A 23,496-nucleotide genomic window follows, 5' to 3' on the forward strand; every position below is an offset into this window, starting at 1 on the left:
CGGCTCGGCGGCGCCGCGCCGGCGGTCTCGATCAGAACCGGCCGGCGACGCCCGCGTAGAGGCCGCCGGGGAGCGCGGAGATCGTCGGCGCGGCGGTGAAGCTCGGGGGCGCCGGCGGCACGGGGCGCGTGCGGAACCCGACCGTCTGCGGCACGAACGTGATCTGCGCGTGGGCGACCCCGGCCGCGACCAGGGTCGCGAAGGCCCCGAAGGCCACGCGGTTGACGGCGGTCACGGTGCTGATGCGCTGGTTCAGCGCGTCGATGTCGACGCTCTGCGTGGGGCCGCCGCCCTGGGGCGGGGATCTCGACGTGACGTCGACGTTCTGGTAGCTGGCGAGCGCCAGCGCCGAGACGATCGAGGTCCCGCCGGCGACGGCCTGGCTGACGAGGAAGAACCAGCCGAAGCCCTCGTCGCCGTTCTGGAACTGCCCCACCCCGAAGGGCAGCATCGCGATCCAGCGGGAGTGCTGCTCCACGACCCGCTCGCGCCCGGCGAGGCGCTGGAGCTCGGCGATCCAGCGGCGCTCTTCCTGGCGGCTCTGCTCGATCCGCAGCCGCTCCGCGCGCTGCGCCTCGGCCCGCTGCTGCGTCACCTCCTCGATCCGCGCCCGGATGCGCGCCCGGACCGCGGAGAACCGATCGATGACCTCGGGCTGGAACAACGCCGGGTTCGGCGCGTACCCCGGGTTCGCGAGGAGGATCTGCTCGATGTACGCGTCCGCCTCGCTCGTGCGCCGGAGCGCCACGAGCGCCGCGGCGGCGAGGCCGCGCGCCCGCTCGATCAGCTCGGGCTCGGAGATCCTGCACGGCTTGCTCGCGGCGTCGGTCGGGCCGCGCTCGCAGGGAGGGTTCGCCGGGTCGAGCATCGCCGCGAAGCGGCTCACGGCCTCCTCGTAGTTCCCGGCGTCGAAGCGCGTCTTGGCGACCTCGATCTGCTGCATGTCGTCGGCCCGCGCGCTGCCCGCGAGGCACAGCGCGACGGCGCCCGCCGCCGCCGCGAGGCGCCGCGGCGCGCGCAGGGCGCGGCGGCTCCCGACCGATGGGAAGCGAGCGCCGGGAGATTGTCCGCCTGGAGTTCGCGCGGCCATGCGGAGGGGTCGCCGTGATGTAGCGGAGTTTCGACAGGGATGCTGAGATTTCAGGGGGCCGTGCGGGAATGACGGTGTACGCCGGCGATCCCTTCAACCGGACGGCCAGAAAACGGTGTTCGATTCGCCGGCCACGAGCGTCACGTTGCCGACGCGCGGCGCGGCGTCCGGGGTCGCTGGCGTGAAGATACAGCGCCCGCTCCAGAACACGTCGCTCAGGGTCACGGTCTGCGGGCTGCCCGCGTAGCCGATGAGGCCGATCTGCGGGCACGCGTACTGCGCGCTCGGCGGGGCGCCGCTCAGGACGACCGTGCTCGGCAGGATCTCCAGGCGGTGCACGATCCGCTGCGGCGCGGTGACGCCCGGCCTGGGCGCGACGACCGAGATGACGCCCGAGTACGGCTTGCAGCACCGCGAGTTCGGCACGCTGATGTGGACGGTGTGGGCGCCGATCTTGAGCGGCGTGACCTTGTTCGCGCCGAACCAGTTGATCTCGACGCCGTCGAGCACGAGCTTCGCGCCGCTCGGGACGATCTGGAAGACCACGTCACGGACGGCCGGCTCCTCCGCCTGCGACGCGGCCGGCGGGGGCTGCGGCCGCGCGCGGGAGCGCGGCGCGTGCGCCACGTCCACGGCCTGCGGCGCGTCCGTGGCGCGCTGCGCGTCCGTGGCGCGCGGCGCGACCGTGGCGCGCGGCGCGACCGCGCGCACGTTCGGCGACGGGACCAGGTTGTCGAGGGGCGCCGGCGGCGGCCCGGGCGGCGTCTGCGCGCCCCCGTCCGCCGGCGGGGGCTCGCGGAAGGCGCGGGCGATCGCGAACGCGCCGACGCCCAGCGCCGCCGACCCGAGCGCCACGGCGAGCGCGCGCTGCGCGAGCCTCCGCCGGCTGCGGCTCGCGTTCAGCCGCGCGACCCGCTTGAGGATGGAGAGGTCGTTCGGCGCGAGGGCGAGGGCCCGGTTGTAGTCGCCGGCCGCGCCCGGCACGTCGCCGCGCTTTCGGGCTGCCTCTGCGCGCGCGACGAGCCGCGGGACGAGCTGCGCCACATGCCGCTCGGCGTAGCCCGCCGGGTTCGCGAAGTACGCGGCGAGCTCGACGCGCGGCTCCACCACGCCGAGCTCCGCGAGCTCGGCCCGGATCTGATCGGCGAGCGCCCTCGGGCTCGCCGTGCGGGCCGCGATGTCGTGCGCGAGGGCCGCCGCGACGATCCGGCTCCACCGCGCGCCCACGGCGGGCCGCTCGCGCTCGGCCTCCGGGTAGACCCCCTCGAGCACCTTGCGGAGCACCTGCGCCGGGTTCTTGCCTTCGAACGGAAGGTGCCCGACGAGGCACTCGTAGAAGAGCACCCCGAGCGCGAACACGTCGGTGCGCGCGTCGACCTCGCCCCCGTCGATCTGCTCCGGCGCCATGTGGGCCGGCGAGCCGAGGACCTGCCCGGTCGAGGTGACGCCCTGGGCGTCGAGGATCTTGGCGATGCCGAAGTCGGTCAGCTTGATGACCACCCCCGCGCCGTCCCAGCTCGCGCCGTCGCGGTCGGAGGGCAGCTCGACGAGCACGTTCTCGGGCTTGACGTCGCGGTGGATGATCCCGGCCGCGTGCGCGTGCTCCAGCGCGTCGCAGAGCTCCAGCACCACGGCGGCGCCGATCTCGGCCGGCATGTCGCGGTGGGCGCTCAGGATCTTGCGCAGCGTGGAGCCGCGGAGCAGCTCGACGACGAGGTAGCGCTCGCGGTCCTGCTCGCTGGAGACGTCGTACACCTCGACGATGCCGGGGTGGCGCAGCTTCGCCGCCGCGCGCGCCTCGGCGACGAAGCGCGTGCCGACCTCGGCGTTCTCGCGCAGGTGCTTGTGGATGATCTTGACCGCGACCTCGCGGCGGAGGCGCGGGTCGCGGGCGCGGTAGACCGTGGCCATCCCGCCGTGGCCGATCTCCTCGATCAGCTCGTACTTGTCGAGCTTCGGGAGGCCTCCTGCGCCCGCGTATCTGGAGTCCTGCTCGCCCGTCGAGCCCCTATCGGGGGCGGGCAGGCTCATTCAACAACCTTCACCCGAATCGCGTTGGTCGACCCCGAGACGCCCACGGGGGCGCCATAGATGGTGACGAGCTTGTCGCCCGGTGAGACGAGGCCGTTCGCGAGGAGCTGCCCGGTGGCGCGCTCGATCATCTCGTCCGAGTTCCGGAGCGCGTCGACGGGGAACGGCACCACGCCCCAGAGCAGCGCGAGCCGCCGGCGCGTCGTGTCGTTCGGCGAGAAGGCGACGATCGGCACCACGGGGCGCGCCTTCGACGCGTACCGCGCGGTGAGGCCGCTCTCCGTGAAGGCGATGATGAGCTTCGCGCCGATGTCCTTCGCGATGTCGCACGCGGCGCGCGCGGTCGCCTCGGCGACGTTGGCGCGCTGGCCGGGCTGCTCGCTCGAGAGATACCGGTAGAACGAGCTCTGCTCGGCCTCGGTGACGATGCGGGCCATCATCCGCACGACGAGCGGCGGGTGGGCGCCGGTCGCGGTCTCCTGCGAGAGCATGACCGCGTCGGTGCCGTCGAAGACGGCCGTCGCCACGTCGCTCGCCTCGGCGCGCGTCGGGCGCGTCGCCGTGACCATCGACTGGAGCATCTCGGTGGCGACGATGACCGGCTTCTGGTGCACGCGGGCGAGGCCGAGGATCTCGCGCTGGATGATCGGCACCCGCTCCGGGTTGAACTCCACGCCGAGATCGCCGCGCGCCACCATGACCCCGTCCGAGGCGAGGATGATCGACTCGAGGTTGTCGATGGCGCCGGGCGTCTCGATCTTCGAGACGATCGGCGTCGGGCGACCCCAGGCCTCGCAGATGTCGCGCACGTGCCGCACCTCGTCCGCGTTGCGCACGAACGAGAGGGCGACGTAATCGACCCCCTGCGCGAGCCCGAAGCTCAGGTCGGCCTTGTCCTTCTCGGTGAGGGCGGAGATGCGCACGCGCCTGGCGGGCAGGTGCACGCCGACGCGATCGCGCAGGCGTCCTCCCTGCGTCACGCCGGCGTGGACGCGCTCGCCCTCGACCTTGGTGACGGTGACCACCACGCGGCCGTCGTCGATCAGGACGATGTCGCCCGGCTGCAGGTCCGAGGCGAGCCCCTCGTAGAGGATCGGGATCTCGCCGGGCGTGGCAACCGGGCTGTCCCTGTTTGCCTCGACAAGGGTGACCGAAGCCCCGTCAGCGACCTCGAAGGTGTTGCCGGGGAAGCGACCGGCTCGGATCTTGGGGCCGCACAGGTCCTGCAGGATCGCCACAGGCTTTCCGCAGGCCTCCGCAGCCGCACGGACCGTGGCGATCGCTCTGCCATGATCCTCGTGCGAGCCGTGAGAGAAGTTGAGTCGAGCGACATCCATACCGGCGCGGATGAGCTGCTCCAGCGTCGTTTGAGAGTCACACGATGGGCCAATGGTACAGACGATTTTCGCTCTGCGTACGAGCACGGGCGGAGCATGCCACGAGCAGGGGTCTCGACACTACCCTGATTGTGAAGGGGCCATGCGGAGTTCATCGGATTCCAACAAAGCAGCTCGATGGATGGTCGAGCTCCGACGCGCGTCAGGGCCGCGCGCGTCAACGCAGCCGCCGGTCGCGCCGGCCCGCCGCCGCGCGGCGATCGCGGCGCAGGCCCGCGGATCGACGCGGATCAAGGGATCTTCGTGATGGGGAGCAAGCGGCGGGGAGGCCCAGCGGTGCGCCGCAGCGCGGCATGGCCTCCCCTTCTCGGAGGGCGTCCGACCAGGAGCGGCGCTCGCGGCGCTCTGACTAGGAGCGGCGCTCGCGGCGCTCGCGCGGCGGCGGCGCGCCGCGGTCGCGGTCGCGGTCCATGCCGGGCCGCGGGCCGCGATCGCGATCGCCGCCTCGGCCGCCGCCCGGGCCGTCGCGCCGCGGGGGCGGGCCCGCGTCGCGCGCCTGCGCCATGCGCTCGCGCGCCCGATCGCCCTCCTCGCCCTCGGGGAGCGGGAGCAGCTCGCGCCGGCTCAGCCGGATCTTCCCGTCGCGATCGACGCTCAGCACCTTCACGTCGAGCGAGTCGCCCTCCTTGAGGACGTCCTCGACGCGCTCGACGCGCGTGTGCGCCATCTCGGAGATGTGCAGCAGGCCATCGGTGTTCGGCAGGATCTCGACGAACGCGCCGAAGTCGGTGATGCGCTTGACCGTGCCCTTGTACGTCGCGCCGACCTCGGGCTCGGCCGTCAGGCCCTTGATGATGTCGAGCGCCTTCCGCACCGCCTCCGAGTCCGACGACGCGACGTTCACGGTGCCGTCGTCCTCGACGTCGATCGCGACGCCGGTCTGGTCGACGATGCCCTTGATGGTCTTGCCGCCGGGGCCGATGATGAGCCGGATCTGGTCGGGCTTCACGCGCACCGTGGTGATGCGCGGCGCGTACTGGCTGAGCTCGGGCCGCGTCGTCGGCAGCGTCTCCAGCATCTTGTTCAGGATGTGGAGCCGCCCCTCGCGCGCCTGATCGAGCGCCTGCATCAGGATCTGCCGGCTCAGGCCCGCGATCTTGATGTCCATCTGGATCGCCGTCACGCCGCGCGCCGTTCCGCAGACCTTGAAGTCCATGTCGCCGAGGTGATCCTCGTCGCCGAGGATGTCCGAGAGCACCGCGTAGCGCTGGCCCTCCATGATGAGCCCCATCGCGATGCCGGCGACGGGCGACTTGATCGGCACGCCCGCGTCCATGAGCGACAGGCACCCGCCGCAGACCGCCGCCATCGACGACGACCCGTTCGACTCCAGCGTCTCCGACACGATGCGGATCGTGTAGGGGAACTGATCCGGCGGCGGGATCATCCGGGAGAGCGCGCGCTCGGCGAGCGCGCCGTGGCCGATCTCGCGGCGGCCGGGGCCGCGCAGCGGCTTCGTCTCGCCGGTCGAGAAGGGGGGGAAGTTGTAGTGGAGGTAGAAGCGCTTCCACGTCTCCCCCATCAGGCCGTCGATCTTCTGCTCGTCGGTCGAGGTGCCGAGCGTCGTCGTGACGATCGCCTGCGTCTCGCCGCGCTGGAACAGCGCGCTGCCGTGCACGCGCGGGAGCAGGCCCACCTCGCACATGATCGGCCGGATGCTCTTGCCGTCGCGGCCGTCGATGCGCTTGCCCTCCTCGATCACGTAGGTCCGGACGACGTGCGCCTTGCGCTCCTCGAACTCGGCCTTCACGAGCCCCTGGAGCGGCAGGAACTTCTCGGCGCCGAGCTCGGCGGAGAGGGTCTCGGTCAGCTTCTTCTTGAGCGTGCTGTAGCCGTCGTAGCGCGCCTTCTTGTCGGTCACCCGCGTCGCGGCGCTGAGGTCCTGGTCGACCAGCTGGGCGACCCGCTGCTTCACGTCGTCCGGCAGCGCCGGGGCGACGAACTCGCGCTTCGGCTTGCCCACGGCGGCGCGCATCTTCTCGATGAGGTCGATGACCGGCTGCGCCGTCTCGTGCGCGAACATCAGCGCGTCGATGATCTCGGCCTCGGTCGCCTCCGCGGCGCCGCCCTCGACCATCACGATCGCGTCGCGCGAGCAGGCGACGACCAGATCGATGTCGCAGCGCTCGATGTCGGCGACCGTCGGGTACGCGACGAACTCGCCGTCGAGCCGGCCCACGCGCACGCCGACGACGGGGCCGTGCCACGGGATGTCCGAGATGTGCAGCGCGGCGCTCGCGCCCGTGAGGGCGAGGACGTCGGCCTTGTTCTGCTTGTCGCTGGAGAGGACGGTCGCGATGATCTGCGTGTCCCGCTTGAAGCCTTCCGGGAAGAGCGGGCGGAGCGGGCGGTCCATGAGGCGGCTCGAGAGGATCTCCTCCTCGCGCTGGCGCGCCTCGCGCTTGAAGAAGCCGCCGGGGATCTTGCCGGCGGCGTACGTCTTCTCGACGAACTCGCAGGTGAGCGGGAAGAAGTCGAGGCCCGGCCGCTCGTCCTGCGAGACCGCGGTGACGAGCACCATGGTGTCGCCGTAGGTGACGAGCACGGCGCCGTGCGCCTGCTTGGCCAGGCGGCCGGTCTCGAGGGTGAGGGCACGGCCGCCCACCATGACGGATTCACGAACGAACATTGGTTTTCAGCTCTCTCTCGCGATCGCGAGGGCCGCTGCGTGCGGCGCTACGCCCGAGCGCGAGGGGCTGCTCTTCTTCCTCGGTCCCTGCGCAGGAGCCTGGCTGCTGCGCACGAAGCGAAGACGAAGACGCGCGGAGCCCGCGCTCGGGAACGGTGAGGCCTGTCGCCCCTCCGTTCCATGGTCAGTGGATGACCTCCTTAAAGCGTCCGCTCCGCTCTCGCCAGCGCAAAAAGCAAACGTTCAGGGGTGCGCCCCGCGATCTTCCCGAACGGAACCCGAACGGAAGGAGCGCGGACGCCGGCAAAAGGCCTGTGACTGGTAAGGAGCCTGGAGCGCACGGGGGCGCCGCCCGCCGCGCCGAGCGTTCGCGGCGCGGCAGGACGGACGGGCGATCCCGGTGGGGGTGTACGTCGATGGCTCGCAGCGGCCACCGAGCGCGCCGCTTGCCGCGCTGCGGCGCGGCCGCCCGAGGGCGCGCGCAGGGCAGATCGCTCCGGCGGAGCCGGGCGGTTTACCCTTTGAATTCCGCTACTTGCGGAGGTTGAGGCGGGTGATCAGGCTGCGGTAGCGCTCGATGTCGACGCGCTTCAGGTAGTCGAGCTGACGGCGGCGCTGGCTCACGAGCTTCAGCAGGCCCCGGCGGGAGTGGTGGTCCTTCTGGTGCGTGCGGAAGTGCTCCTGGAGCTGGTTGATCCGCTCGCTGAGGAGCGCGATCTGGACCTCGGGGGACCCGGTGTCGCCCTCGTGGATCGCGTACTTCTGGATGATGTCCGTCTTCTGAACCGAATGCAGCATGGCTGGCTCTCCATGGCCTTGTCCGGTGCGCTGCCGAGCGTCCGGGCCGGCGCGTCTTCTACGCCGACGACTGGCCAAGCGACGCCTGAAGGCGAGCCCCCAGCCCGGAGCGGCGGGAGCCCACGAAGTTCAGGCCAGTGAGCAGAGGAGCGCGCGAGTATACGCAGGCGCCTCGGTCCGTCAACGCGGTCGACAGGGCCGCGCGATTTGTCACCCCCAGAAACGCCGATTGGCTACCCTCGGTCCGCGATGCCCGGCACCATCCGGCCCCCTGAAGAAGCCTCCCGACCGCAGTCGGACGCACGCGGCTCCCAGTCGGATCTGCATATCGCGAACGCGATGACGAGCCTCTCCGCCTCGGCCCCCTCGCTCCCGAACCCGGGGAGCGACAACGCGACGCCCAAGGTTTGCCCCACCTGCGGGGTCCGGTACCCGGCCGAGTTCAGGGTCTGCCCCCGCGACGCCGCGACGCTCGACGACTCGATCGACGACTCGCTGCGCGACGACCTCGTCGGCAAGACGCTCAACGAGACGTATACGGTCGTGCGCGTCGTCGGCGAGGGCGGCATGGGCCGCGTGTACGAGGCGCGCCACACCCGGATCGCGAGCAAGCGGTTCGCCATCAAGATGCTGCACCCGGAGTACGCGCGGCAGCCGCAGGTGATCTCGCGGTTCCAGCGCGAGGCCGAGGCCGCGGCCGCGGTGCAGAGCCCGTACGTCGTCACCGTCTTCGACGTCCACCGCACCGCCGAGGGGCGGCCGTTCCTCGTCAACGAGTTCCTCGAGGGCAAGGAGCTCGCCGACTACCTCGCGGAGGTTGGCAAGATGAAGATCGGGCCCGCCGTCCGCATCGTGCGGCAGATCTGCAAGGCGCTCGCCGCGGCGCACGCGAAGGGCGTTGTGCACCGCGACATGAAGCCGGAGAACGTCTTCCTCACCGGCGACCTCGCGATGCCCACGGCCAAGGTGATCGACTTCGGCATCTCGAAGGTCGACGACGCGCCGGGCGCCGCGCTCACGCAGACCGGCATGATCATGGGCACGCCGTCGTACATGGCGCCGGAGCAGGCCCGCGGCGAGCGCGTCGATCACCGCGCCGACATCTACGCCGTCGGCGCGATCCTCTACTGCGCGCTCACCGGCAGCCGCCCGTTCGACCGCAACGACCCGACCGCGACGCTGACCGCGGTGCTCACCGAGGATCCGCCGCGCCCGCGCTCGCTGGAGCCGAGCATCCCCGAGCCGCTGGAGATGATCATCCAGCGGGCCATGGCGAAGGAGCCCCACCACCGTTACCAGACGATGGAGGAGCTCGACGCGGAGCTCGCGCTCTACGACATGAGCGAGCCCGAGCCGAGGGAGCCGACCTCCCCCGGCGTGCCCGGGCCGCGCACGTCGCTGCCGTCCGCGCCGCGCGCGCAGACGATGCAGCTCCGCCAGGCGCAGCAGGTGAGCATGGCGCGGCCGCTCATCCTGCTGCTCTCGGTCCTCGGCCTCTTCTGGGTCGCCGGCAGCCTGATCACGCTGGTGACCGCGATCATCCGCCTCTCGCGCGGCGGCGGGGTCACCGACAACCTCACGGGCCTCGAGGCGGTCCTGCTCGCGTCCGGCATCGGCTTCGCGCTGATCACCCCCGCGCTGATCGGCGCGAGCCACGTGCGCCGGAACGTGTGGAACAACAGCATGAAGGCCGTCGATCTGTCCGACAACCTGCGGCGGCCGATCGTCGTCGGGCTGTGCGCGTACGGCTTCGCGTCGCTGCTCGTGCGGGTCGTCGAGGCCGTCGTCCTCCGGCGCGCCGCCGGCGTCGCGTGGCCCATGTGGGACGTGGTGCTGTTCGGGATCGGCGCGGTCGGCGCCGCGGGCGCGTACCTGTTGCTCCGCAGCGAGAACCGCTAGAGCAACAAACGGGTTGACCCCGCCTGAAACGAGCAAAACGTCGAACCGCCAGGACGCCAAGGCATTGTCTTCTTCTTGGCGTCCTGGGCGTCTTGGCGGTCTCAACGGATCGTTGTTCTAGGCGCCCGCCGCCCCGACGTCCGCCCCCGAAGCGCGCGCGCCGCCTCTAGCCGCGCCTCCCGTCCAGCCAGGCCTGGAGCAGCAGCGCCGCCGCCGCCCCGTCGACGCGCTCCTTGCTCTTCCGGCCCGAGACGCCCCCGTCGCGCAGCCGCCGTGCCGCCTCGACCGTCGTCAGCCGCTCGTCGACGAGCTCCACCTCCACGCCGGTCGCGTCGGCCAGCGCCTGGGCGAAAGACAGCGCCCGCCGCGCGGCCGGCCCCTCGTCCCCGTTCATCTCGAGCGGCAGCCCGACGAGGAACCGCGTGATGCCTTCGTCCCGGGCGAGCGCCGCGAGCGCCTCCAGGAGCGCCTTCCGGTTCCGCCCGTCGAGCAGCGGCCGCGGGTGGGCGTAGAGCCCGAGCTCGTCGGTCACCGCCACGCCGACGCGGGCCTTCCCAAGATCGATCGCCGCAGCGCGCGTCTTCGCCTTCGCCATGCCTCTTGGGGACAGCACATAGCCGTCGGACGGTGAGCCGGCGAGACCCAACGTACGGGGAAGCATCCGACCGGCTTGACCCGCTCGCCGGCACCGACCATAAGCGCCGCGCGATGGAACTGCGCGCGGTCAGGGGGATGAACGACATCCTCCCCGAAGAGGTGGAGCGCTGGCACAAGCTCGAGGGGGCCTTCCGCCTCCACGCGGAGCTCCACGGCTATGCCGAGGTGCGCACGCCGCTGCTCGAGCCGACGGAGCTCTTCCGCCACCAGATGGGGGAGACGACGGACGTTGTCGAGAAGGAGATGTACTCCTTCGAGCGCCACGGCGATCAGCTCACGGTGCGGCCCGAGGGCACCGCGGGCGCCGCGCGCGCGTACGTCGAGCACGCCGTCCACGCGAAGGAGCCGGTCACCCGCTGGTACTACCTCGGGCCGATGTTCCGCGGCGAGCGGCCGGCCAAGGGGCGCTACCGCCAGTTCTACCAGGCCGGCTGCGAGCTCTTCGGCGATCCGGGGCCGCTCTGCGACGCGGAGACGATCGACCTCGTCGCGGGCTTCCTGGAGCGCATCGGCATCGGCGACTTCGTCGTCCACGTGAACTCGCTCGGCAGCGCGGGCACGCGCGAGCGCTACCGCGAGGCGCTGCTCGCCCACTACACGCCGCGCAAGGACAGGCTCAGCGAGGACTCGCAGCGCCGCCTCGAGAAGAACCCGCTGCGCATCCTCGACTCGAAGGATCCGCGCGACAACGAGGTGTCGCGCGACGCGCCGTCGATCCTCGACCTGCTCGACGACGCGGACCGGGCGCACTGGGACGGCGTGCGCCGCTGCCTCGACGTGCTCGGCGTGAACTACGTCGTCGACAGCTCGCTCGTGCGCGGGCTCGACTACTACACGCGCACCCTCTTCGAGGTGAAGGCGACGACGGGCGATCTCGGGTCGCAGAGCACGCTCGCGGGCGGCGGCCGCTACGACAACATGGTCGCGGGGCTCGGCGGGCCGAGCGTGCCCGCGATCGGCTTCGCGATGGGGATGGAGCGGCTGCTCACGCTGATGCCGGGCGAGGCCCAGCGCCGCAGGCCCGGCTGCTTCCTCGCCCCGCTCGGCCAGGTGGGCGCCGACCGGGCGCTCCGGCTCGCGAAGGAGCTCCGCGCGCTCGGCGTCTCGGTCGAGCTGGACGGGCGCGGCGGGCGGCTCAAGGCGATGCTCCGGCGCGCGGACGCGCTCGGCGCGCGGCTCTGCGTGATCCTTGGCGACTCGGAGATCGAGCGCGGCGTCATCCAGATCAAGGACCTCGCCGCGCACGTGCAGGAGGAGATCCCGCTCGATGGCGCGGCGCGCGTGCTCGCGGACCGGGCCCTCGAGTCTTCACCCGGCGGCGGCCAGCGGGGAGCGCGTTGACCTCCGAGGCGATGGGAGAGCAGGGCGGCTCGCGGGGGGCGCGCGGCGCTCCGGTGAGCGACGCAGGGGGCCGCGCGCGGCAGAGCGCGGCGAGGCGCGGCGCGCCGCGAGGGGCGGCGCGGCGCGCGGGATCGGCGCTCGCGATCGCGGCCGCGCTGGCGGCGCTCGCCGCGCCGTCGGTCGCCGCGGCGCAGGTCGGCTTCGGCCAGCCCGGCATGGGGCCGCCGCCGTCGAGCTCGCCGAAGCCGCCGCCCGGCATGCCGGAGACGCACGCGGCGCCGACCTCCGAGGAGAGCCCGATCCAGACGCAGGAGCCGACGCTGCCGGAGGACCCGCTGGCGGTGCCGCCGTCGGTCGAGAAGCAGATCGGCACGAACGACGTCGGCGAGTGGGAGCGAGGGCGCGCCGAGGAAATCCAGCGCGACTGGTACGGGCTCTACTACGGCGAGCGGAGCGGCGACTACCAGTTCCGGACGGTCTTCCCCTTCTGGGCCGAGCGCAAGATGCCGGGCGATCGCGCCACGATGGTGACGCCGCTCTACTACAACCGGCGGAGCAAGGACGTCGACGCCGACGTGCTCTTCCCGTTCTTCTGGAAGCTGCGGGACCAGAACACCTACACGACGATCGTCGGCCCGTTCATGCACCGCGAGTCCGAGGGGCGCCCCGCGGGCCCCGGGCGCAAAGCGGAGCCGGGCCGGCACGACAACTGGCTCGCGCCGCTCTTCTTCGAGGGCAAGAGCGACGACGGGAGCGGCTACCTCCACATCCCTCCCCTGCTCACGGTCACGCACCACACGGCGCGGAGCGGCTTCAAGATGGTCGGCCCCCTCTTCTGCAGCTGGAGGGGCGGCCCCGCGTGCGACGCGCGCTCCGCCGACAAGATCGATCTCGGCCTGGCGCCGCTCTACTTCTACGGTCGCGACGAGAGCAGCGAGTACGAGATCATCCCGCCGCTCCTGCACTACTACCACTACAGCGACGTCGGAGACCGGTCGACGAACCTGTGGGGCCCGCTGCTCTGGCAGCACTCGCGCGAAGGCGACGTGTTCAACGTCATGCCGTTCTACTGGCACAGCTGGGGCAAGAACCACGACCGCACGACGCTGTTCCCGTTCTTCCACTACGGGCGCGAGGGCAACTCGAACCTGCTCGTCACGCCGCTCTTCGTGAAGGCGCGCGGCGAGGAGGGGGAGAGCACGTTCGCGACCTGGGGCTACGCTCGCTACCGAGGGCGGACGGAGCTCGACATGATCACGCCGCTCTTCTGGCAGTACCGCGATCCGGACATCGACCTCGAGCGGACGATGCTGCTGCCGTTCTATTACCGGAACACCTCGCCGCGGAGCGACGATCTCGCCCTGTTCCCGCTCTACGGCCGCTTCAAGCGCCACGGGCTGAGCGACACGACGTGGATCACGCCGCTCATCCGGCACACGAGGGATCTCACCGGCTGGGAGACGGACATCTATCCGTTCTTCTACTCGGGGCGCGATCGCAATGACACGCACCTCGTCGTCGCGCCGTTCCTCTGGGACTTCTCGTCGCCGAGGTCGCGCACGACGGTCGTCCTGCCGCTCTTCTTCCGGTTCGCGGACGAGGCGTCCGTGACGCAGCTCGCGCTCAACACGTTCTACAAGGAGCAGCGGGTGCGGGGCGGCAAGGAGTGGGAGTTCCACTTCTTCCCCGTGTTCTCGTACGGCGAGACGCCGAGCGGGCACTGGTGGAACCTGCTCTACGGGCTCGCGGGGTACACGCGCCAGGGCACGATGTCGAAGATGCGCGCCCTCTACGTCCCGATCCAGCTCAGCGACTGATCCGGCGCGGCCCGCGCGGCGCGCGCGCGTGGCCATGGACATCGACGCGGAGCTCGGCGAGTGTTGGGCGCGTGTCGACGAGGTCGCGATGAGCACGCCCGCGCAGGTGGCGCCCTCCCCCCGCGCCGGGCTCCGCAGCCTGGGCGGGCAGCCGCCGCCCCCGGAGCTCGCCGCCGACCTGCGCCGGCTCCTGGAGCTCCCCGAGGGCGCGCGGCGGCGCCTGTGGGAGGCGCTCGGGCCGAGCCTCGGCGAGCCGGTGCCCGCGGCCGTGGAGCGGCACCTCGACGAGTTCTGCCGCCGGCACGAGGTCGGGTCCGAGGCGCTCGCGCGGGTGCTCAAGGCGTGCCGCTTCCTGGTCCGCGAGGCGAGCAAGCGTGATCTCGACCGCGCCGCGCTCGCGACCGACCTCGCGGTGCTCGTGCCCGTGGACGAGGCCGAGGAGATCCAGGCGATCTTGCTCGCCGGCTACGAGCAAGCCAGGGCGGTCGTGCGGCGGGAGATCGTGCGCGGCGCGCTGCTCGACCACGGCAAGCTGCTCACCGGCGTCGACTGGCGCATCGACACGATCGCCGCCGCGAGCCGCGGGGCGAAGATCGCGGCGCCCGTCGTCGTGCTCACGCTGAGCTACCAGGAGGGCGAGGCGCGCTCGCGCATCACGCTCCAGGCCACCCCCGACGTGCTGCGCGAGCTCCAGCGGGTCTGCGCGCAGATCCTGGGCTGAGCGCCCCCCTCGCGCGCCCACGCGCGCTGCGCGCCGACCCTGCGCGCTGCGCGCCGGTCCCGCGCGCTACGCGCCGGCCCCGCGCGCCGCGGCGCGGTTCGACGAGACGACCTCGGCGATCGCGGACAGCGCGTCCTCGGCGGAGAACGGCTTCTCCAGGAGCGGGCGGCCCGACGAGGCGAGGAACCGCTCGACGTCCGCGCCGAAGCCGACGCCGGTCATGAAGATGAACCCCTGCGCCAGCGCCGGATCGCTCTCGCGGAGGCGCGTGTAGAAGACGTCGCCCGACATGCCGGGCATCCGCAGATCGCAGAGCACGACGTCGAAGCGCTGGCCCCCCGCGAGCATCCCCATGGCGGCGTCCGCGCTCGGCGCGATCGACACCTGGTGCACGCGGCCGAGCTGCTCGGACAGCGCGCGCGCGAGCGACGCCTCGTCCTCCACGACGAGCACCCGCGCCCGCTTCGAGACGAGCCGCGGCACGGGCGACACGCTCGGCGTCGCCGCCTCCGTGCGCCCCGCCGCGGGCAGCGAGATGACGAAGCGCGCGCCGCCCGGCGGATCGCTCCCGGGCACCGGGCTCTCGGCCGCGATCGTGCCGCCCGCGCGCTCGATGATCTCCCGGCTGATCGACAGGCCGAGCCCGGTGCCGACCTCCGGGCCCTTCGTCGTGAAGAACGGCGCCCAGATGCGCGGCAGGTTCTCCTCCGCGATGCCGGCGCCGGTGTCGCTCACGACGATCTCGACCGTCTCCCCGTCGCTGCGCGTCTCGACCGTCACGGTCTGATCGCGGGCCTCGAGCTTCGAGCTCGGCTTCGGGATCGCCTGCGCCGCGTTGACGAGGAGGTTCACGATGACCTGCCCGAGCCGGCCGTCCTCCATGAGGACCGGCGGCACCTCGGAGAGGTTCTTCACGATCTGCGCCCGCTCGATGATCTGGCCGCGCGTGAGGCTCAGCGCGGACTCGACCGTGCGGTTCGCGTCCGTCAGCGTGCGCCGCGAGCCCTCGGGCTGCGGCGGGCTCGCGAACAGCTTGAGATCGCGGACGATGTCGACGATGCGCTTGATGGAGTCGCGCAGCTCCTGGAGCAGCTCCGACGCGCTCGAGGCGGCGGCGCCCTCCATGCGCACGTTCGGGCCGCGCAGGAGCCGGTCGAGCATGTCGAGGCCGAGCAGGATGAACGCCGCGGGGTTGTTGATCTCGTGGGCCACGCCGGCCGCGAGCGTGCCGAGCGTCGACAGCCGATCGACCTGGATGAGCCGCGTGCGCGCCGCGTGCTCGGTGCTCACGTCCGCGAGGACGCCCTCGATCGCGACGACGCGCCCGCGATCGGAGACGAGCGGGTACACCGTGCCGCGCGCGGTGATCGCGTCGCCGCCCCGACGGCGCAGGCGCGCCTCGTACGAGGACGAGGGCGCGCCGAGCTTGGCCCGCGCGACGGCGTCCTCGAAGCACATCACGCCCTCCGGATCGGCGTGCGCCTCCGCGAGGAAGCCCGGCGTCCTGAGCGCCTCGGCCACCGGCACGCCGAGGAGCCGCTCGGCGTGGCGGTTCAGGAACGAGAGCTCGCCCGTCTCGGGGTCGAGGCGGAAGATGATGAGCGGCGCGTTGTCGAGCAGGTTGCGGTGCTGCTCCTCGAGCTCGCGGATGCGCAGCAGCCGCTCGGCGGCCTCACGCTCGCCGGCCACGACGCGCAGCGAGCGGTCGAGGCCGGCGCCGAGCGCGTCGGCGAGCTCTTCTAAGAGGGCGACGGGCGCCGCCGCCGCGCCGGCTTGCTCGGCGTACCCGAGCACGAGCGCCGCGATGACGGGGCCGCCCGTGACGCCGGCCGACCCCGGGGCGCGCGCCGCGACGGATGCGCCGGGATCGGCGCCGGGCGGCGCGCTCCGCACCGGGAGCGCGACGTACGAGAGGCACCCCTCGGCGGCCCCCATCCCGTCGAGCGCGTCGCCCGCGCGGGTGCTCTCGCAGGAGAACGCCTTCCCCTCGCCGAACACCCGCCGGAAGAGCGCCGCGGGCGCCGGCATCCGCGCGCCGAACGGCGCCGCCGAGAGCGTCTCACCGCGGAAGGCCGCGTAGGCGAGCAGCTCCCCCTCGGGCTCCGGGAACAGCACCGCGAGGACGTGGAACGGGGCGAACCGGCAGACCGAGCCGGCGAGCTCCTCGAACGGCCTCGGCAACAGGAGGTTCGAGTGGCGAGCGACGACGGTGAGGACAGCGTTCAGCGCGACGAGGCGGCACGACCTCTCGCTCGCGGGCGCATCGAGCATTTCCACGACATCTCACCACGGCGGCGCGCCGGAACGAGAGGCATTCTTCATTTTTGTCCCGCCGGCGGCCCGGAGGAGGCCGCCGGGGACGCAGGCGGCGCGCAGCGCTCGAGCAGGCGGAGGGCGGCGTCCCGGCGCTCCTCGCTCACGGCGGGCCCGGCGCCCGCCGCGCCGTCGTGGGCGGCATACTGCGCGAACATGCGGCGGGCGGTCTCGGCGTCGTCGAGGCCGCACGCCACGACGAGCCGCAGCCGCTCGGCCTCGATCCAGACGCGCTGGATGGGCAGGTGGGCCGCGAGCGCCCGGTCCAGGCGGTCGGCGGCCTCGTCGAAGCGGCCTTCGTTCAGGTAATGGCGGCCGAGCAGGTAGCTCGGCAGGCCGTCGCTCGGCGCCTGCACGGCCCAGGCGCCGAGCAGCTCCGCCGCCCGGAACCTGTCCGGCGCGCCGCCGCGGGTCCCGATCAAGAGCTCGACGACGGCCGCGCGCGCGCGGTCGTCGCTCGCGGCGGCGATCTTGACGTCCAGCGTGCGGAGCCGGTCCTCGTCGACGAGCCGGCCGGCGACCTCGCGGTACCAGGTCACGGCGCGCTCCCTGTCGCCCGCCGCGAGCGCGACGTCGCCGAGCCGCTCCGCGGCGCGGTCGCGCAGGTGCCGCGGGATCGACGCGTCGCCGGCGATCGCCTCGAGCTCGCGGACGCCCTCGCTCCTGCTGCTCGGCGCGTCGCCGGCGAGGCGCGTCTCGGCGATCGCGACGCGGGTCGCGGGGCTCTGGTCGAGCGAGAGGACGCGCCGGTACGCGGCGATGGCGCCCTCGTGGTCGCCGCGCGCGCGGAGCTGCTCGGCCTCCTGCACGCACGCGTCGACGACGTGCGGGCAGCGCCGCTCGAAGACGGCGGGCCGGTCGAAGCGGGCCTTCGCCTGCGCCTTCGCTGCGTCGGGCAGCGAGAGCGCGTCGAGGTCGGCGTGCCAGGCGCGCTCCATCGCGTCCCACGGCGCCCCGGTGATCTCCGGCAGCGGCCGCCCGCCGTACCAGGCGCGCACCGCGTCGGGGCCGTACGTCGCGCGCACGTACCCGACGAAGGCGCCGCTCACGGTGTACGCGGTCGACGAGTTCTCGGCGAGGAAGCCGAGCGCGAAGAGGCGCGATATCGGGGGCAAGATCCCGAGATCTTTCATGGCCTTGGCCCACCCTCGATGGCTCAGGTCCTCGCCCTCCTTCGGCGAGCCGGCGACGGCGATCCCCTCGATGAGGCCCGGGTCGGGGAGCCACCCGCCGAGGCGCCCGGCGATCTTGAACGGGCCGCGGGCGAAGGCGCCGGCGAGCACGTGCATGATCTCGTGCCCGAGGGTCGGGTGCGGGTAGCCGGCGGCCTGCAGGTACACCTCGCGGCGCCACGGCTTCGCCACGTACGTGCGCGAGGCGCCCATGAGCGCGCCCTTCTGCGCGGCGCTCTCGAACAGGTAGGCGCGGACGCGGAGCGGCTCGCCGTCGACCTCGGCGGGCGCGCCGAGCCAGCGCTCGCCGGCCGCGATGTGGGCGTCGCACTCGCGCACGAAGCGCTGGACGTCGGCCTCGCGCATGCCGCGCGGGTAGACGACCTCGCAGCGCTGGCCCTGCGAGAGCGCGCCGAGCTCGGCCGCGATGCTCTCCGAGGTCTGGAAGTGGCCGAGCCGCGCGCCCTCCAGGAGCGTCCCGGCGCTGATCGCGGCGCTCGCCGCGCCGAGCAGGAGCAGGCCCGGGCGGCCCTGCGGCTGGAACGTCACCCGGCCGCCCGCGTCGTGGACGAGGTGCTGCGCGAGCACGGACGCGGCGAGCAGGGTGGCGAGGGTGCCGGCGCGGTAGGTGACGAGCCCCGAGGCGTCGACGACCGTGTCGTAGAGGGTGCCGCTGAAGAAGCCGGCGAACGGATCGTAGGCGAAGACGATCGGGCTCGTGTAGAAGCGGACGGCGCTGACGCCGGCGGAGCCGAGCGGGGCGGCGAGCGCGGCGAGGACGGCGGCGAGCCGGCGGCGCCACGCCGGCGGCGGGGGCGCGCTCTCGTCGCGCCGGCTGCCCGCGGCGAGCTCGCCCGCGACGGCGCCCCAGGCGCCGCCGAGCGCGGCGCCGAGCCCGGGCCCGAGGGCGAAGTGGGCGGAGCCGCCGAGCACGTCGCAGAAGCCGGCGCGGAGGCCGTGCGCGAGCGTGGTGGCGTACGCGACGAGGGCGAAGAGGGCGCCGTTCGCGACGCCGCGGCGGAACGCCTCGACGGGCGGGGGCCTGTGGGCGGCGACGTCGAGCGCTGTCGCGATCGCCGCGGCGCCCGGCACGAGCAGGCCTGCGGCGAGCGCGCTCTCGTAGCCGGGGCCGTCGAAGAGGGGCAGGAAGCCGACGAGCGCCATCGCCATCGCGACGAGCGCTGCGCCGATCCTTGTGGCGGGTGAACGCAGGAGCGTGGGCATGGGCGCGAGTGGCTCCATGGAGGCCTTTAGCCGCGCTCGCCCTCCGAGGCGAGCGGGATGCGGGCGCCGCGACGCAGGAGCTGCCGGGTGGAGGCGCCTCGCTCCGTCCCCTCTCGACAGCGCCTCGCTCCGGGTCCTCCGGGTCAGGGACGCGCAGGAGGCGCGCGTGATGGCGCCATCGAGTCCGTTGCGGTCAGCGGCGCGCTGGCGGAGTGGGCGCCCTGCGCCGCGCGCGAGCGCGCGATGCGCCGCGCGCCGGCGCGGTGCTTCGTCGCTCGCGGCGCTCGGCCAGGGCGGTAGACTCCGCTTCCCTCCTTCTCGCCTCCTTCCCTCTTTCCTCCCCTGCTCGCGCTCTCCATGCCCTCCCCTCCCCGCGACGGCCTCTCGCGCAACCCCGACTTCCTGCGCCTGTGGGCGGCGCAGGCGGTGAGCGCGCTCGGCGGACGCGTCAGCCGCACGGCGCTGCCCGTGATCGCGATCGTGAGCCTCGGTGCCGACGCCGCGGGCGTGGCGGCGCTCTCCGCCCTGTCCACCGCGCCGGGCGTCCTCGTGGGGCTCTTCGCGGGTGGGCTCGTCGACCGCTCGCGCAAGCGGCCGCTGCTCATCGGCGCGGATCTCGTGCGCGCGGCGCTGATCCTCTCGGTCCCGATCGCGGCGTGGGCCGGCGCGCTCACCCTCGTCCAGCTCCTCGCGGTGGCCGCGCTCGTCGGCATGGCGACCTCCCTGTTCCAGATCGCCGACAACGCGTACCTGCCGGCGCTCGTCGGGCAGGACCACCTCGTCGCGGCGAACGCCAGGCTCGAGGGGACCGAGGCCGCCGCGGAGATCGCCGGCCCCGGCGCGGCGGGCATCCTGATCCAGGTCCTCACCGCGCCGGTGACGATGGTCGTGGACGCGCTGTCCTACCTCTGGTCGGCGGCGCTCCTCGGGCGCATCCGGGCCGCGGAGGCGCCCGCCGTCCCCGAGGGCGCCGCGTCCGGGCGCGGCGCCGCGCTGCTCGAGGATCTCCGCGTGGGGCTGCGCCACGGCCTCGGCCACCCCGTCGTCGGAGCGACGTTCCTTGCCATCGGCGCGCAGGCGCTCCTCAGCGGCGGGGCCTTCTCGGCGCTGTACATGCTCTATCTCCTGGAGCACCTGCGGCTCGATCCCGCCGCGGTCGGCCTGATCATCAGCGCGGGCGGGGTCGGCGCGCTCGGCGGCAGCGTCGTCGCGGGCTGGATGGGCCGCCGCCTCGGCGCCGGGCCGGCGATGATCGTCAGCCTCGCCGCCGGCCAGGCGGGCGCCCTGCTCATCCCGCTCGCGGCGCGGCTCGGGGACCTCGCCGTCCCCGCGCTCGTGCTCCACCAGCTCGTCGGGGACGCGTTCCTCGTCGCGTTCATGATCCACGCGGTGAGCGCCCGGCAATCGATGCTGCCCCTGACCGTGCTCGGCCGGGTCAACGCCACGCTCCACGTGATCACGGGCGCGCTGCTGCCCACGGGCACCCTGGCGGCCGGCTGGCTGGCGGGCCGCATCGGCGTGGAAGCGACGGTGTGGGCCGGCGTGATCGCGGGCCTCGCCGCGCCGCTCCTGCTGCTGCGACCCGCGGTGTGGAGGCTGCGCGCGGGCTGAGCGCGCGCGGCAACCGCAACACCTTGCCGGATGACGCAAACCATTGCGGAAGGACGCAGCCGGTTGCGGAACCGCGCTGGGCCCAGACGCCGCGAAGCAGCGTCGCCCACCTCGATTCGTAAGGACACATACCCGATCGACCGAGCTGGCGGCGCGCGTCGACCGGACTGCCGCGGCCGGGGCGAGCCTCGGCCGGGTCAGCCGAGCAGCGGCGCTGCGCCCTCGGGCGCGGCGTCTTCCTCGTCGAGCGCCGCGTCCTCCTCGATCGCCTCTCCCGGGGCGGCCGCCGTGCGCTTCACGGCCGTGAGGCCGAGCTGGATCTGCACCTTGACCGGGAAGACCTGCCGGAGCGTCGTCGCCCAGTCGTTGAACCAGCCGCGCAGGCCCTCGAGCGCCGCCCGCTGCTCCTTCCACGCCCACTCCAGCTCGGCCGCCGGGATCCGCGGCGGCTGCGCTGGCGCGCCGGCCTCGAGCTTGCCGATCAGCTCGCGCGCCTGCTGCATCCTTTCGTCGGTCAGCCCGCGCGCCGCGAGCGTCCTGTGGACCTTCCTCGCGTCCTCGTCGCTGTTCCTTGCGAGCCCCTCGACCCGGCGGAGGAACGTCGCGACCGACATGCTCGCGGCCGGCCCGGGCGGCTGCTGCTCGAGGTTCTTGAAGAACGCCGCCTCGAAGCCGCCGCGGCGCTCGCGCGGCACGACGCGACGGATGATCGCGCGGGCGCGCGGGAACCACGTGCTCTCGAACGCGTCGACCGCCTGGAGGAGCCGCAGCCGCTCGGCGCCCTCGACGGCGCCGCCGCAGGGCGCCTCGACGAACAGGTGCTCGATCGGGCGCTGCTCGCCCGAGGCGACCTTGAGCAGCCGCCACCCCTCGCGGTGCTCGTCGGGCGTGTAGCCCTCGCGACGGGCGCGCGCGATGAACGGCGCGGCCTGGACGTTGACGAGGAACCTGAGGGCGCGGCCCAGGAGCTCTTGCTCCGCCGCGGTGAGCAGGCGCGGCAAGGACGCCTCGGACGTCGCGGCGCTCGCGGCCTGCGCTCCCGGATGCTTCGAGGCGCTCGCAGACTTTGCTTTCGCCATGTCGTTCTCCTCGCTGGCGCGTTGTGCAGGAGCGCGCTCAGCGGCCGGCGCCGACTGCAAGCGACACGCCAGGGGAGTGGCTCCTCGCCGCGCGTTCGCTACGTTACGCGCGCGCGACAAGCCACCCACCGCCACGTTCCGCCCGCCCGCGGGCGAGGAGCTCGATGAAACCCAGGTTCGGAACCGATCTGACGACCGGTAGCATCCCCCGGCACATCGTGACGTTCTCGCTCCCGATGCTCGTCGGGGGCTTCCTTCAGACGACCTACAGCTTCATCAACGCCATCTGGGTCGGCCAGTTCCTGGGCACTGCAGCCCTGGCGGCCGTCACCGTGAGCTTCCCTGTCATCTTCACGATCTTCGGCGTCGGGATGGGCATCACCCTGGCGACGAACATCCTCGTCTCGCAGAGCTTCGGCGCGCGGCGCTTCGACGAGCTGCGCCGCGTCGTCGACGGCTCCACCGCGCTGATCTACGGCCTCGGCGTCCTCTTGACCGTCCTCGGGGAGATCTTCACGCCCGAGATCCTCCTGGCGATGGACACGCCGGCCGACGTCTTCGCGCCGTCGGTTGGCTACCTGCGGATCTACCTGCTCTCGCTGCCGTTCAGCTTCGGCATGTTCGCGCTCCGGAGCATGCTCCAGGGGACAGGGGACTCGAAGACGCCCCTCTATTTTCAGCTCGGCTCGGTCCTGCTCACGACGGTGCTCGACCCGCTCCTCATCTTCGGGCGGCTCGGGCTGCCGGCGCTCGGCCTGAACGGGACGGCGTGGGCCACGATCGTCTCCCAGGTCATCGCGCTCGTGGCGCTCCACGCGTATCTCCGCGCGCGCAAGTCGCCGATCGCGCCGCGGTGGCCCCGCTTCGGGGAGCTCGGCCCGACGATCCGGAAGACGTGCAGGATCGGCGTGCCGGCGGCCATCCAGCAGTCGGTCGTCTCGCTCGGGATGGTGGTGGTGACGGGGATCGTGAACGGGTTCGGGGAGGTCGCGACGGCGGCGTTCGGCGCGGCCTCGCGCATCGACCAGATCGCGTTCCTGCCCGCGATCAACATGGGGATGGCGATCTCGACGCTCGCCGGGCAGAACCTTGGCGCGGGCCACCACGGCCGCGTGCGCGAGGTGTTCACGTGGGGGTGCGTGTTCAGCGGCGGGATCACGCTCGTGATCTCGGCGGCGGCGCTCATCTTCCCCGAGGCGCTCCTCCGGGTGTTCATCACCGATCCGGTCGTCATCGGGCTCGGCGTCTCGTACCTGCACATCGTCGGCGCGTGTTACGTCGTCTTCGGCCTGTCGTTCGTGAGCAACGGCATCATCAACGGCGCCGGCGCGACGGTCGTCACGACGGCCATCTCGCTGCTCAGCCTCTGGGTCGTGCGCGCCCCGCTCGCGTACTGGCTCTCCCGCGAGATGGGCAGCGTGGAGGGCGTCTGGTGGGCCATCGCGGTGAGCTTCGTCGTCTCGCTGATCGCCAGCCTCGCGTACTACGCCTCGGGGCGGTGGAAGCGCACGGTCGTCCAGAAGGCCGCGCCGGGCGACCCGGCGAGGGAGGCCGACCCCGCGAGGGCCTTCGCGAACGAGGTCGGCGAGGCGTGAGGCCGGCGAAGGGCTCACGCGGATCGAGCGGCTCCCGGAGCGAGGAGCCCACCTGACGCTGGGCGACGCCGCGCCGAGGCGCTCACCCAGGATGGGCCATTCCCCAGCTGTTTCCCGGCGCC

15 protein-coding genes are annotated in these 23,496 nt (G+C 73.0%); 6 read left to right on the forward strand and 9 right to left on the reverse strand.

Going from position 1 to position 23,496, the window contains the following annotated elements; all coding sequences use genetic code 11:
* Nucleotides 1-31: 31 nt before the first annotated feature.
* The 5 genes from WMF24_RS24115 to rpsO all read right to left on the reverse strand — a co-directional run bounded on the left by WMF24_RS24115 (nt 32) and on the right by rpsO (nt 7,945).
* On the reverse strand, nt 32-1,090 hold the full coding sequence (locus tag WMF24_RS24115) for a hypothetical protein (protein ID WP_437729715.1): 1,059 nt from the start codon (nt 1,088-1,090) through the stop codon (nt 32-34).
* Nucleotides 1,091-1,183: 93 nt separating this feature from the next.
* Entirely contained in the window at nt 1,184-3,121 is a 1,938-nt protein-coding gene (locus WMF24_RS24120; protein ID WP_437729716.1) for a protein kinase domain-containing protein, read from the reverse strand.
* A complete protein-coding gene (gene pyk, locus WMF24_RS24125; RefSeq protein WP_437729717.1) occupies nt 3,118-4,545 on the reverse strand; it encodes a pyruvate kinase in 1,428 nt (475 codons plus the stop codon). The genes WMF24_RS24120 and pyk overlap by 4 nt, the downstream gene beginning before the upstream one ends.
* Nucleotides 4,546-4,867: 322 nt before the next feature.
* A complete protein-coding gene (gene pnp, locus WMF24_RS24130) occupies nt 4,868-7,147 on the reverse strand; it encodes a polyribonucleotide nucleotidyltransferase (protein WP_437729718.1) in 2,280 nt (759 codons plus the stop codon).
* Nucleotides 7,148-7,678: 531 nt separating this feature from the next.
* Complete coding sequence (rpsO, locus tag WMF24_RS24135) at nt 7,679-7,945, reverse strand: 30S ribosomal protein S15 (RefSeq protein WP_437729719.1); 267 nt, start codon at nt 7,943-7,945, stop codon at nt 7,679-7,681.
* A gap of 339 nt (nt 7,946-8,284) precedes the next feature.
* Here rpsO and WMF24_RS24140 point away from each other — a divergent pair, with 339 nt between their 5' ends.
* Nucleotides 8,285-9,844, forward strand: a complete 1,560-nt coding sequence (locus WMF24_RS24140; protein WP_437729720.1) for a serine/threonine-protein kinase — start codon at nt 8,285-8,287, stop codon at nt 9,842-9,844.
* A 166-nt stretch (nt 9,845-10,010) separates the two neighbouring features.
* Here WMF24_RS24140 and ruvX read toward each other — a convergent pair whose 3' ends face one another.
* Nucleotides 10,011-10,439: a Holliday junction resolvase RuvX gene (ruvX, locus tag WMF24_RS24145; RefSeq protein ID WP_437729721.1), complete on the reverse strand. Its 429-nt coding sequence runs from the start codon at nt 10,437-10,439 to the stop codon at nt 10,011-10,013.
* Between the two features lie 113 nt (nt 10,440-10,552).
* Here ruvX and hisS point away from each other — a divergent pair, with 113 nt between their 5' ends.
* From hisS to WMF24_RS24160, 3 genes are all read left to right on the forward strand, one after another.
* Nucleotides 10,553-11,842, forward strand: a complete 1,290-nt coding sequence (hisS, locus tag WMF24_RS24150) for a histidine--tRNA ligase (protein WP_437729722.1) — start codon at nt 10,553-10,555, stop codon at nt 11,840-11,842.
* On the forward strand, nt 11,839-13,659 hold the full coding sequence (locus WMF24_RS24155) for a hypothetical protein (protein ID WP_437729723.1): 1,821 nt from the start codon (nt 11,839-11,841) through the stop codon (nt 13,657-13,659). Before hisS ends, WMF24_RS24155 begins: the two co-directional genes overlap by 4 nt.
* Nucleotides 13,660-13,747: 88 nt before the next feature.
* Nucleotides 13,748-14,380, forward strand: coding sequence for a COMM domain-containing protein (locus tag WMF24_RS24160; RefSeq protein WP_437729724.1), 633 nt, complete (start codon nt 13,748-13,750; stop codon nt 14,378-14,380).
* Between the two features lie 66 nt (nt 14,381-14,446).
* Here WMF24_RS24160 and WMF24_RS24165 read toward each other — a convergent pair whose 3' ends face one another.
* Together WMF24_RS24165 and WMF24_RS24170 are read right to left on the reverse strand one after the other, a co-directional pair.
* Complete coding sequence (locus tag WMF24_RS24165; RefSeq protein WP_437738848.1) at nt 14,447-16,651, reverse strand: hybrid sensor histidine kinase/response regulator; 2,205 nt, start codon at nt 16,649-16,651, stop codon at nt 14,447-14,449.
* Between the two features lie 47 nt (nt 16,652-16,698).
* On the reverse strand, nt 16,699-19,089 hold the full coding sequence (locus WMF24_RS24170; RefSeq protein WP_437729725.1) for a hypothetical protein: 2,391 nt from the start codon (nt 19,087-19,089) through the stop codon (nt 16,699-16,701).
* A gap of 357 nt (nt 19,090-19,446) precedes the next feature.
* On the opposite strand from WMF24_RS24170, the gene WMF24_RS24175 reads away from it, so the two are divergent.
* The gene (locus WMF24_RS24175) at nt 19,447-20,700 is read left to right on the forward strand and encodes an MFS transporter (protein WP_437729726.1); all 1,254 of its coding nucleotides are present in this window, start codon (nt 19,447-19,449) and stop codon (nt 20,698-20,700) included.
* A gap of 197 nt (nt 20,701-20,897) precedes the next feature.
* Here the strand turns inward: WMF24_RS24175 and WMF24_RS24180 are convergent, their stop codons facing one another.
* Entirely contained in the window at nt 20,898-21,779 is an 882-nt protein-coding gene (locus WMF24_RS24180; RefSeq protein ID WP_437729727.1) for a hypothetical protein, read from the reverse strand.
* Between the two features lie 164 nt (nt 21,780-21,943).
* On the opposite strand from WMF24_RS24180, the gene WMF24_RS24185 reads away from it, so the two are divergent.
* Complete coding sequence (locus tag WMF24_RS24185; RefSeq protein ID WP_437729728.1) at nt 21,944-23,374, forward strand: MATE family efflux transporter; 1,431 nt, start codon at nt 21,944-21,946, stop codon at nt 23,372-23,374.
* Nucleotides 23,375-23,496: the final 122 nt, after the last annotated feature.

The sequence above is a fragment of the Sorangium sp. So ce1335 genome, assembly GCF_051521615.1.
GTDB lineage: Bacteria > Myxococcota_A > Polyangia > Polyangiales > Polyangiaceae > Sorangium.